This is a genomic window from Salinivirga sp., assembly GCF_035268865.1.
Classification (GTDB): Bacteria; Bacteroidota; Bacteroidia; order Bacteroidales; family Salinivirgaceae; genus Salinivirga.
In genome coordinates this window covers 1-12485 of record NZ_DATFKB010000232.1, presented here as the reverse complement: position 1 = coordinate 12485, position 12485 = coordinate 1, and the positions used below count along the sequence as shown (strand labels likewise).

The window sequence follows — 12485 nt, the reverse complement described above, 5'->3', positions numbered from 1 at the left end:
TTCGAAGAAAAATTTGCCGCCACAAAAATAGTATTTCAGTTGGCAAAATAAATGTGTTCAGCCTTAATAAACATTTATTGCGCCAAATTATTATACATCCAACTTTATTTTTTGTGTACAGCCTCAATTCGGCAGGCAGCCTGATCGGTAGCAGCATTTACCATTTCACATTTCACATGCACACCATCGTCTTTATCCTGGATATTGTAATAAATATTGACCTTAAAGCTCAGGCGAACTTCATGTAAAAAGTTAATAATCAAATTTTTTACCGGGTTTAAGGCCAGGCCATTGGGTAAATAATCCAAATACCATTGCAGATAACTCACATTGTTCACATGGTGATTAAGGTCGATACTTGAAAACTTCACCTCATGCATAAAAACGTGTTCAGCCTTTCCTTCCACCCCTTTCAGCTTTGGGATGGGCTCATTTACCAAACAACGGTCTTTCAATTTATAAGCATTTTTTACGAAGGTTTCTACGGGCTCAATCTTCTTTGTTTCAAGGTTAGCGACAAGCCAGGCAGTGTTTACTACTGCAAAAACCTCATCGTTTACTTTAAAATGAAAATCACGGTATGAAAATATGCGATCTGTATCTTTTACCCAGGTTTCGGCCTCTATGTGCGAACCTAATTTCGGGCTGGTATAATAGCTAAACCTCGCGCGCGCCAGCATCCAGGCATTATTCGTTTGGAGCATGTCGCGATAACCTACTTTTAGCCGGCGTGCATGTTCAGCTGCATTTTCCTGTACATGGTTGGCAAGAGCTGCCATTGAAAACCGACCCGAAGCGTCAATTTCGTAATGTTTGATGATATGTTCACTAAAATAAAGTGGCAGTACATCCATAAACGTTGTGATTTAATACTATGCAAAGGTAATAAAGGTTTCGGAATGTAGACTATACAACAAAAAATTATACAATATTATAATCCTGGCTTTTATAAAAAAACAAGATCAAGTTTTCAAGCAGACATCTATAAAAAAGATTGTCTCAGAATTCTATTAATCTTATAAATAACTGATTAACTCCTCTGAGACAATCTTACTTTACCTGAAATTTGTATTTTTTTCTTTCAAACTCTTTTTCTGCAAAACTATGTGCTGTACCGGCTACAACCGGCACAGCTTTCTCCTTTAATTTATATACTTTGTAAAATCAATGGGCTTTCCGGTTTCTGCATCAATCAGCTGAAACTGTTGTGCTGCCCCCAGGTGCTTATCCCAGAGATGTATGTCGGGCCCGTTATCGTGTATTTTGCCACCTTCCACATCTAAAACTTTCCAACCTTTTGTAAAAATAACACAGGTGTATCTGCCTGTGGGGTGTATGGCAAATTTTTGTGCGTCACCGTTATGTCTTGTCCAGGTGTGCAATTTAGTACGTTTGTCCCTGACATTTCCGCCTTCCACATCGACACGCATTCCGCCGTGGAGTTCCATCCAGGCCCAATCGTGATCTCCTGAACGCTTTATGACATAATACCGGTCCACTTTTTCTTCATCTGACCAGATTTGCACGCGGCTTCGTTTTTCTTTGGCTTTTTCCGGACCGCCTGCCAGGTCCCAGGTTTTATCACTGTAGGCTACTTTTACTTTTACTTTTTTGCGTTTGGGTGCAAACCATTTGGGTCCGGCGGGTTCCAGTTTCCATTGTTGATTGGCAGAGCCATCGGGAGTCCATATTTGAACCGGGCATCCGTTTTGATTAATTTTTGAGGCGGAGGCATCTAAAAATTTGCCACTTGCCGGATTTTCAATATAAAATGTCATGGGCGAACCGGCATAAATAAATCTGAACTTTTGATTATCGTTTCGGTTCAGAGTCCATAACTGGAGCTTTGCCCCATTGCTTTTACTGCCGCCTTCAATATCCCAATAATGATGCGCTGAATGCATATGCTGCACATAATTAATGCCTTCAAAGCGTGATTTTTTGATTGAAATGTAACGATCAGGATGGTAATCCATACTCCAAAGCTGAGTGTGGGCATCCTTTTTCTTTGCATTGTCTCTTCTCCCTGGCAAGTCAAGGTGTCGATTGGCTTCCACATTACGCAACGCAAAAGTATAGTCAGTTTTAACGGGTGCCATATCTGTTGCCTGAGCCGATTCAAAATACCATTGCTGATTACCGGCTCCGGTTTTCTTTTCTTGCGTCAGCGCTTTGCTTTTTCCGTTTGATGTTACTAAAAATCCACTTTCTTTATTTTGAATATAATACGTATTCCTTTTTCCGGGTACTGGTATTTTTTTAAAAAGTTGAACTTCTCGCTTATCGCTTTTGGGATATATAATTATCTCGTTTCCAGGTGTTTTGTTATCACCCTTTACATCAAACACATAGTCGGAATGCTGTGGTTGTATGTAAAAATAGTCTTTTCTAGACGGATGTGGAATGAATTTTATAAACCGGTCAATGCCTTGCAATCCACTTCTGCCGCCATCTTTAGGATACACACTAACGGGTGTTTTCTTTTTTCTTTTCGCAGTAAAATGGTAACCCGAAATATCTATATAATAATCCTCATTAGCCATATTCTTCAAAAAGTAAACATTGGTAAGCTTATTGAACTCTGCAGGTATGGGCTCAATAGATTCGGTCATCATTTTTTTCCATATTTGTAACCGGTATTTTTTGTGTTTTGCTTTTTTGGCGTCTATTAATCTTCGGTATTGTCTTCCATAACGTTCGACATCTCCCTGGTCTTTATCATACCCCCAGTAATGCTGATCGTCTCTAACTTTTTTCCAGTTTTTATTAATACTATTAACTAAACGTTTCCAATCATCCCAAATAAGTTCTTTTCGCTTATGCGAACCCTCAATTAGCGCTAATTTCGGTATTACCTTGTTATAAAAATCTTCTACCGCAGCATTTGATTTTTCATATACCGGGTTTCCCATTTTTTTTGCTCTGTTGGGTACACAATGCGATTTACAACGATCTCCCCCTCGATGGTCTCCATTAAGTAACGGATTGTGATGCCGATATTCTGCCACATCTCCTGCACGTTTACTTACTTCAGCCCAACCTTTTTCCACTGTTTTTATTGAAGCCGTAGCTGCTGATCCTGCTATTTTTACAACATCTTCGGCGACTTGCATTATTTTAGATTGCGCTTTTATCTTGTCAATGATACTGTTGATAATACGCTCAGGGTCGAGAGAAGCCTGCATCTTAAAATCATGTGAATTGCCGAAAACCTCAAATTCCACGTGCGTTTCACCCGACATTTTCAGATCCATGCCCGCCTCAAGGCGGGTGTGTACCTTACGGAGCTGGAATGTACTTAAAACCTTTTCTGTAGCTGCTTGTGGAAGATTCGTTTTTTTGATTTCCTTCATCAAGGCATCTTTCAGGTCGGCATTAAACCTGTAATCAAGGTAAAAACCATCTTCCCAGTTGGCAAAATAGTCGATTTCGGCTTCCACAGCACCCAACAAGTTTGCTCTTCCTTTCATTGCAAATCCCTGCTCAATTTCAACTTCCCCAATCTCTCCACCATTTGGCGAATAGAGTATTTCAGCATCTCTTATGTAAACGTTGTCTGGAAATACATCTGGCACATCCAAACCAAATCCATCGCGCAATATTCGGGCAAAATCATTCATTGTCATTTTGTTTCGACTTGCCTGCAGGGCAACCTGTCCATTAGCAGGTGATATGCTCATCTTTGCACCAAACTCAAGATCGAAAAATGTGGCGTTCTCAACTGCAAGACCAAGGGTTGTGGGCGATGGTGCACCAATTACCCATCCAAATGAGACTGCCGTATTTGTAAATGATATAGAGTTCTTTTTCAAATTCTTATCGAGTCCAAAAGGATCAGCCCAGGTATCCATCATTGATCCGCTACCTGTTATTTCCTGGTTACGTAAATTGTAAGCCAATTCAAACTTTGTTTTCAACGCAGGATCCCATTTAGTTGGTTTCATACGCAATTCTGAAATTACACTGATATTTGCTCCCCCTGTTCCTGCTCCGGCAAGCATTGATAACTTTTCTACATGCAATTCTGTTCCGGCCGGAGGTATTACCTCTGCTACAACAGGTTCACGAGAAAAATCTAAAATACCTTCAAGCGCGAAACTCGATTTAGAAATTTTAGAATTTATAATTACGTAGGGCGCCTTAATATTAAAAAAATCGAAAAGTACTTTCAGGTTTTTATCTGTATCAGCCTTTGCACCAACAAATAAACCGGCAGAGGACACCTTTAATTTAATATCTTTTAATCCCAAATTTGACATAACCTCGTAGCCGGGGAATTTCTTTAACTGGTCAACTGTAACAGAGGTTTCGAGATCGAAAGGATTTAATGTTCCTTTGAAATCAAAAGTTCCATAATTATCCAGGGTTACTTGATAGTTATCACCACTTTTAGTTACAGGTAAAGTTCCAAACCCTGGAATACTAATTTTTTCTGCCTGCGAATACACTGAAGTAATTGCAAGGAATAAGATGAGTGTAAAAATGATTTTTTTCATGAAAAGTGAATTTAAGTTTCTATCCATATTTGTTTTAATTATCAGCGAGCTTCAATATCTGACCAGGTCTTTCTCCAACCAGAAATATTTACCACCCTGGATCCTAATCCGCCACTGGGTGCAACTTCATAAATTGCTCCAGTACCTGTTGACTTTTCGTAGAACAGCATAAAATCTTTCCCATTTGCGCTATAATATTCTATGTCAGTCCAGGTAGACCTCCAGCTATTCGTTGATGTCACCTTATTACCCAATGTACCATCATCATTAATTCGGTACATTTCGGCCCTGCCTCCGTTGGCTTGTTCGTAGAATAACATCATATCTTTTCCGCCTGCACGATAATACTCAATATCAGTCCAGGTGGATTTCCATCTGTCAGTGGTTGCCACCCTGCTGCCCAAAGTACCATTGCCTTTAATCTCATACATTTCAGCCGATCCTCCTCCCTTTCGTTGGTAGAAAAGTAACATATCTTTACCATCTGCACGGTAATATTCAATGTCAGACCAGGTGGATCGCCATGATTTAGTGGATGCTACTCTGCGACCCAACGTGCCATAGACTTCTACTGTATACATTGCTGCATAACCGCCATCTGATTGTTGATAAAACAACAACATATCCTTGCCACCAGCACGATAATATTCAACATCTGACCAGGTGGACCGCCATCTATCTGTCGATGCCACCCTGGAACCTGCACCACCTTTTGAATTTATTTCGTAAAATTCTCCCGACCCTGATTGGTCTTCGTAAAATAAAAGGGATGAATGAATGGTTCCGGCACTCAATGACTCCCAATTGTTTCTCAAATATTCAATCTGACTTTCGATGCTCTGAGATTTAACCGCTTCAATATCACCCCATGTTTTTTTCATGTCTTCAATGTGCTTTATCCGGCTTCCCAGTCCACCACTTGCCCCTATTTCATAGACCTCGGCAGTACCTGAAGATTTTTCATAGAACATCATCATATCTCTTCCTTCAGCAGAAATGTATTCAATGTCTGACCAGCTTGACCGCCAATTGTTTGTTGTTGCGATTTTGGCACCTAATGTGCCATCAGGTTTAACCTCATACATAGCTGCAGCTCCGCCGCCGGATTGCTCATAAAACAGAAGCATATCTTTGCTGCCCGCACGATAATATTCAATGTCCGTCCAGGTTGCTTTCCAGTTTTTTGTTGTTGCTATCTTTTTTCCCAATGTTCCATTGGCTTTAATTTCATACATTGCTGCGGAGCCACCCCCTTTATGCTCATAAAACAGCATCATATCCTTGCCACCGGCCTGGTAGTATTCGATATCCGACCAGGTTGCTTTCCAGTTTTTTGTTGATGCAACCCGGCCACTCAAGGTGCCATCGGATTTCACTCTGTACATTTCGGCAAATCCTCCGTCTGCTTGTTGATAAAACAGCACCATATCCTTACCGCCTGCACGGTAATATTCAACCTCAGACCAGGTGGTTTTCCAATTCGTAGTTGATGCTACTTTTGCACCCACGCTGCCATTCGAGTTCATGTCATAAACCTCGCCAAGCCCCGCAGATTTCTCATAAAATAAAATGGGAGAAGGACTTGCTAAATCTTTCATCAGCTTCCGATAAAGGAAAGTTCGAAACTTTATATGTTTATCCCTTTGCTCACGTACAAGCCTCCTGTAAATTCTTCCTCCGTTCGAGGCGCTGCTTGGTTTGATATAAAATGAAATATAGGTATCATCGTAAATAATTTTATGCCAGTCCCTATCGATTTTTCCAGCCACTTTAACCCATTCATTCCAGACCAGATCATTTCTTAGCTTCACTGTTTCAGCAGTATTGTTACCTACAATTCTGATCAACTGAGGATATACTTCTTTATAAAAGGCAAGAACGGCATCGTTGCTACCTTTTAGCAACGGCGTGTACATATCCTCTGCCAAATCAGGCACGCAGTTGTTGTCACAGTCTGATTTTGAATGTGTGATATGCCTGCTTGCTGAACCGATAAATTTACTTGCATTGTTCCATGCATCACTGGCTATGCCGTAGGCCTTTTTGGTAGCATTTCCAACTGTTCCGGCTACCTCACCAGCAATCTTCATCATTTCGTTCTGTTCGATTATTTTATCTATTATCGCATCAACAATGGTTTCAGGATCTAAAGAAGCCTGAATATCAAATTTGTGTGTCTTTTCAAATACCTCAAATTCCACGTGCGTTTCTCCCGACATTTTCAGATCCATGCCCGCCTCAAGGTGCGTGTGAACCTTACGGAGCTGGAATGTACCTAAAACCTTTTCTGTAGCTGCTTGTGGAAGATTCGTTTTTTTGATTTCCTTCATAAGGGCATCTTTCAGGTTAGCATCAAACCTGTAATCAAGGTAAAAACCATCTTCCCAGTTGGCAAAATAGTCGATTTCGGCTTCCACAGCACCCAACAAGTTTGCTCTTCCTTTCATAGCAAATCCCTGCTCAATTTCAACCTCACCAATTTCACCTCCATTGGGAGAGTAGAGTATTTTAACATCTTTTACATATACATTATTTGGGAATACATCAGGAACACTGAGCCCAAACCCTTCACGCAATATCGATGAAAAATCGTTCATGGTCATTTTGTTGCGATTGGCTTCAAGTGCTATTTGACCATTTGCAGGCGAAATGCTCATCTTTGCACCAAACTCAAGATCGAAAAATGTGGCGTTCTCAACTGCAAGACCAAGTGTTGTGGGCGATGGCGCACCAATTACCCATCCAAATGAGACTGCCGTATTTGTAAATGATATAGAGTTCTTTTTCAAATGCTTATCGAGTCCAAAAGGATCAGCCCAGGTATCCATCATTGATCCGCTACCTGTTATTTCCTGATTTCGTAAATTGTAAGCCAATTCAAATTTTGTTTTCAACGCAGGATCCCATTTAGTTGGTTTCATACGCACTTCTGTAATTACACTGATATTTGCTCCACCTGTTCCTGCTCCGGCAAGCATTGATAACTTTTCTACATGCAATTCTGTTCCGGCCGGCGGAATCACCTTTGCTATAACAGGTTCGCGTGCAAAGTTCAGAATGCTTTCAAGCGCGAAACTCGATTTAGAGATCTTTGTATTAATTGTTACATAGGGTGCTTCAATATTTAAAAAATCGAAAAGTACCTTCAGGTTTTTCTCTGTATCAGCCTTTGCGCCGATAAATAAACCGGCTGAGGATACCTTTAATTTAATATCTTTTAATCCAAGGTTTGACATAACCTCGTAGCCGGGGAACTCTTTTAGTTGTTCTACTTTAACGGCCGTTTCAAGGTCGAAAGGATTTAATGTTCCTTTGAAATCAAAAGTTCCATAATTATCCAGGGTGACTTGATAGTTATCACCATTTTTTGTTACAGGTAAAGTTCCAAACCCGGGAATGTTGACTTGCTTTTGTGCATGTAAAACAGACATTGTTAATCCAAACAATACAAGGAGAATAAGGGATTGAATTCGCATGATGTTTATTTTTGTTTTTATAATTAGTTGCTCAAAATAATAAAAAATGAAATAAAATTACCTATATACATATGATCAAATGCCGGAATTAAGCATCAGGGAATAAAAAAATGATGGAATAAGTTGAAGCTATTGACTTTAATAATAAAACAACTAAACAAGCGTAAAAAAGTACCTTCAACTTAATCAAAGAGGATTTAATTGAAATGAAATCCGGAAAAATCCAGAATTTAGGATGGAATAAACAATCGCTTAATATGGATAAATTGTATAAAAACATTACATTTACCTTACAATACAACAATCAAAAAAATCAAATATTTTGCAAGACAAATCGCTTAAACAGCTCAAAAGTAAGCATCAGCTATACCTGATTGCAATTGCCATGATTGTGGCCCTTGGAGGTTTCTTGTTTGGTTATGATACCGGCGTAATCAATGGAGCTCAATTCTATTTCAGCAAATATTTCGAATTAAGCGCCGCTATGAAAGGTTGGGTAGTCGGCAGCGCGTTATTGGGATGTTTTGCTGGAGCGATAATAGCCGGTCCATTGAGTAAAAAAGCTGGACGTAAACATTCATTAATTATTGCAGCATCACTGTTTACCATATCAGCGTGGGGATCGGGCCTACCTGCTTTCCTGCCCGAATCGGTATCGTTGCTTGTTGTATTCAGATTAATAGGCGGACTAGGAATAGGTTTAGCTTCAATGAATGCACCAACTTACATTGCAGAAATATCTCCTGCGGGTACAAGAGGTAAAATGGTTACCTTCTACCAAATGGCCATTGTGATTGGTTTTTTTATTGTATTTCTGGCCACTTATTTCATTGGTAGCGGGAAAGGACAAACTTACAATATTAACGAAGGCTGGCGCTGGATGTTCTGGTCAGAGGTTATACCCTGTGCCTTGTTTTTATTACTCCTTTTTTTCGTACCCAAAAGCCCCAGGTGGTTAATGCTCAAAGGCAAAAAAGAAGAGGCTGAAAAAGTGCTTGTTAAAGTACTTGGAGAAACTGCGGTTGCCCAAGAAATGAAAGAAATACGCGAATCAATAAAAGAAGAAGAAGGGTTGCCACTGAAATCGATATTCAAAAAAAGCATACTGCCCATTATACTTATTGGTTCTGTGATTTCAGGCTTGCAACAATTTACCGGAATTAATGCTGTATTGTACTACGGCGCCGACATATTTGAAAAGGCCCTGGGCTTTGGACAGGACGATGTGCTGGCACAGCAGATACTGCTGGCAGGTGTTAATGTGGCCTTTACATTTCTGGCTATGTTCACCGTTGATGGCTGGGGAAGAAAACCACTGATATTTGCCGGATCAGCAGGAATGCTCACGGGTTTTCTAATGCTCGGCATAACGCTAATGACCAATAATGTTGGCATAGTATCACTTATTGGCATACTGGTATTTATTGGTTCATTTGCCATGTCGATGGGCCCGATTGTTTGGGTAATGCTTTCGGAAATGTTTCCAAACTCAATACGTAGCATAGCTATGTCAATTGCTGTTGCAGTTCAATGGGCCTCAAATTACCTGGTATCACAAACCTTCCCTATGGTTGTTGAAAGTAAAGCCAATACCGGGGGAATCTGGAATGGGTCTTTACCCTATTTCCTTTTCATTGCTTTTATTTTAATTATAATTTGGGTTACATGGAAATACATCCCTGAAACCAAAGGGCGGTCATTGGAGAAAATTGAAAAAATCTGGGAAAACAAGTACGGAAGAATTCAATAAATCAAGTATAGTGTGGTAGTGTGATAGGCCATTTCGATTCGCCTATGCAATCCCACATGCAACTCAATGGCCGACGGAAAAACCCAAAAAGGCAACAAGGAGTTTCAATTTACGGAGTTCGTTGAGTCGCTTTGGCGGTTAGCAAGTGGGAATCGAAACGAGCGTCAATCATTACATTTGTCAATAACAGGCCATTTCGATTTGCACAGGCAAATCTACCGGTTGCTCACTGAGCGTTGTCAAAGTGCGCTTAATGGTCTTCGTTAGTACCCCCGCAACTGCGCCATTACAAATAGCGAAGAGAAGTACGGTAAAATCAGCTGACCTGACGAGGCTACAAAATCCTTTCTGCAATAGCTTATATCTCCTCAATAAACCTAAAAAAAACAAAGTAGACCTTTACGTATTTCAACAAAAAGTTTTCCATATACGTTTAGATTTTTAAAGCTAAACTAAGAATGGGACAAAAATATAATTTACCTGAGGCGGATATTGATCGCATAATTGAAATGGCATGGGAAGACCGCACCCCGTTTGAAGCTATTTATCTACAGTTTGGATTACCTGAAAAGGATGTAATTACACTTATGCGCAGGAACTTACAAAATGGAAGCTTCAAGCGTTGGCGCAAGCGTGTTAATAGCGGGGTAAGTCAAAAACATGCAAAAAAAAGAAATCCGGAGATATCCAGATTTAAAAGCACCCGACAACGAGCCATTACCATGAATAAAATCTCAAAACGTTAAACCATCAATCCATAATGCTACTAACCTCAAAAGATATTGCAGAGACTTCTAAAATAAGAAGATTAAATATTATCAATGCAATTACCGGAATAAAGCCTGCAAACCTTATTGGAACCATATCTCCAGACAGTAAAACAAATCTGGCTATTATAAGCAATGTAGTTCATATAGGCAGCAACCCTGCTCATATGGGATATATTTCGCGGCCCAAACGGCAAACGTTAAACAATATTCGTGAAAGTGGTTTTTTCACCATCAACCATGTACACGAATCATTCATTGAACAGGCGCACTACACTTCAGCCAAATTTGAATCCGGCGTTTCGGAGTTTGAGCAGTGCGCGCTCAGTGAAGAATACATTGACAACTTCCCGGTACCTTTTGTAAAAGAGAGCCTGGTAAAAACAGGTTTAAAGCTCAAAGAAATCATACCTATAAAAAGTAACGAAACCTGGCTTGTGATAGGCCAAATATTGCTACTCCAAATACCGGATGAAACTGTGGCCGACAATGGCTACATTGATATGGAAAAGCTGGGTGGAATAGGCGTTTCCGGGCTTAATAACTACTATAGCTTAAAAAAAATCAAATCATTGCCTTACGCAAGAACGAGTGAAATACCAAAATTTACAAAATAAAAAATCATAAAAGCAGATCGTATGCAATATAAAGTATTGGGAAAAACCGGACTACGTGTTTCAGAGCTCAGTCTTGGAACCATGACCTTTGGAGAAGAATGGGGCTGGGGCGCCACGAAAGAAGAAAGTAAAAAGATATTTGACGCTTATGTAAATGCAGGGGGGAACTTTGTCGATACAGCAAACCGCTATACCGAAGGAACAAGTGAAAACTATGTTGGAGATTTTATAGCTCACGACAGAGATCATTTTGTATTAGCAACCAAATATAGTTTGTATGACAAACCCGATGATGTAAACTATGCAGGTAACCATCGCAAAAACATGATGCGATCCGTTGAAGCAAGTTTAAAAAGGCTGAAAACAGATCATATAGATGTTTTATACCTCCATGCATGGGATTTCCAAACCCCAACGGAAGAGATACTTCGTGGAATTGACGATTTAGTAAGATCCGGAAAAATTCTTTATGCCGGTATTTCAGACACTCCGGCCTGGATTGTGTCAGAGGCTAACGCCATAGCAGATTTACGTGGCTGGACCCGTTTTAATGCGCTGCAAGTTGAGTACAGTCTCATAGAACGCACTACTGAGCGCGACCTGCTGCCAATGGCAAAAGCTGGTGACCTGGCAGTAACCGCATGGGCTCCACTTGCCGGAGGAGCCTTAACAGGAAAATACCTGAAAGCAAACAACGATGACAAACGCATGGAAGCTGACAATCCAAGACTGAGTGAACGTAACAATAAAATTGCTAAGGCTGTAGTCAATTTGGCCAGTGAAACTGGCTATTCTCCGGCTCAAATTGCCATACGCTGGACTATGCAAAAAAACCAGGTTGTAATTCCAATTGTGGGTGCCCGTAAGTTAAAGCAAATGCAAGACAGCCTTGATGCTGTGAACATAGAACTTGATAAAGAACAAATGCATCAATTAAACAAAGTTAGCGCTGTTGCCCTGGGGTTTCCTCATGAATTCTTAAAACAAGACAGAATTAAAGGGTTTGTTTTGAGTGAAAAAGGAGACCAAATAGACAACCACAGAACCTGAAAATAATAGAAAACCTTTTATAAACTGATAAACATACACATCACAACTATCCACAGCTTGATAGATTTGCACCTTGATTCAAATTATTTCGAAAAGCCGGATTAAACGCTCATCAGAGTTTGTGGGCATCGTTGTAATCTTTGAACCAGGGGTATTAATTGCACCACCATATAAATGCATTTTTCACATAGGTTTCATTTTGTTTCAATAAAATATACCTAGTTTTGCCTGGTTCATAAAATCAGCACATTATAAACCATCGTACAATGAAATACTATCAATTGCGGAGCATTATTACTCTTCTTGTATTAACTGCTTTTATTGCCTTT

General features: G+C 40.0%; 7 protein-coding genes. 4 read left to right on the top strand and 3 right to left on the bottom strand.

The annotated features are described in order from the left end of the window. Nucleotides 1-104 precede the first annotated feature (104 nt). The 3 genes from VJ937_RS13905 to VJ937_RS13895 all read right to left on the bottom strand — a co-directional run bounded on the left by VJ937_RS13905 (nt 105) and on the right by VJ937_RS13895 (nt 7972). Nucleotides 105-854 carry an acyl-[acyl-carrier-protein] thioesterase gene (locus VJ937_RS13905; RefSeq protein WP_324068065.1) on the bottom strand — a complete coding sequence of 250 codons (750 nt, stop codon included), beginning with the start codon at nt 852-854 and terminating at the stop codon, nt 105-107. A gap of 288 nt (nt 855-1142) precedes the next feature. Continuing rightward, entirely contained in the window at nt 1143-4496 is a 3354-nt protein-coding gene (locus VJ937_RS13900) for an RICIN domain-containing protein (RefSeq protein ID WP_324068063.1), read from the bottom strand. A 41-nt stretch (nt 4497-4537) separates the two neighbouring features. Further along, complete coding sequence (locus tag VJ937_RS13895) at nt 4538-7972, bottom strand: hypothetical protein (protein WP_324068061.1); 3435 nt, start codon at nt 7970-7972, stop codon at nt 4538-4540. A 322-nt stretch (nt 7973-8294) separates the two neighbouring features. Here VJ937_RS13895 and VJ937_RS13890 point away from each other — a divergent pair, with 322 nt between their 5' ends. From VJ937_RS13890 to VJ937_RS13875, 4 genes are all read left to right on the top strand, one after another. Beyond that, nucleotides 8295-9722: a sugar porter family MFS transporter gene (locus VJ937_RS13890; RefSeq protein WP_324068059.1), complete on the top strand. Its 1428-nt coding sequence runs from the start codon at nt 8295-8297 to the stop codon at nt 9720-9722. Between the two features lie 458 nt (nt 9723-10180). After that, nucleotides 10181-10468 carry a TIGR03643 family protein gene (locus VJ937_RS13885; RefSeq protein ID WP_324068056.1) on the top strand — a complete coding sequence of 96 codons (288 nt, stop codon included), beginning with the start codon at nt 10181-10183 and terminating at the stop codon, nt 10466-10468. 14 nt (nt 10469-10482) lie between these two features. Then, nucleotides 10483-11106 (top strand): flavin reductase family protein, encoded by a 624-nt coding sequence (locus VJ937_RS13880; RefSeq protein ID WP_324068054.1) that lies wholly within the window; start codon nt 10483-10485, stop codon nt 11104-11106. 21 nt (nt 11107-11127) lie between these two features. After that, the gene (locus VJ937_RS13875) at nt 11128-12156 is read left to right on the top strand and encodes an aldo/keto reductase (RefSeq protein WP_324068052.1); all 1029 of its coding nucleotides are present in this window, start codon (nt 11128-11130) and stop codon (nt 12154-12156) included. Nucleotides 12157-12485 lie beyond the last annotated feature (329 nt).

Bases quoted from the DNA above. Each gene is read 5' to 3' on its own strand.
- VJ937_RS13905 (WP_324068065.1), bottom strand. From the start codon at position 854: ATGGATGTACTGCCACTTTATTTTAGTGAACATATCATCAAACATTAC.
- VJ937_RS13900 (WP_324068063.1), bottom strand. From the start codon at position 4,496: ATGAAAAAAATCATTTTTACACTCATCTTATTCCTTGCAATTACTTCA.
- VJ937_RS13895 (WP_324068061.1), bottom strand. From the start codon at position 7,972: ATGCGAATTCAATCCCTTATTCTCCTTGTATTGTTTGGATTAACAATG.
- VJ937_RS13885 (WP_324068056.1), top strand. From the start codon at position 10,181: ATGGGACAAAAATATAATTTACCTGAGGCGGATATTGATCGCATAATT.
- VJ937_RS13880 (WP_324068054.1), top strand. From the start codon at position 10,483: ATGCTACTAACCTCAAAAGATATTGCAGAGACTTCTAAAATAAGAAGA.
- VJ937_RS13875 (WP_324068052.1), top strand. From the start codon at position 11,128: ATGCAATATAAAGTATTGGGAAAAACCGGACTACGTGTTTCAGAGCTC.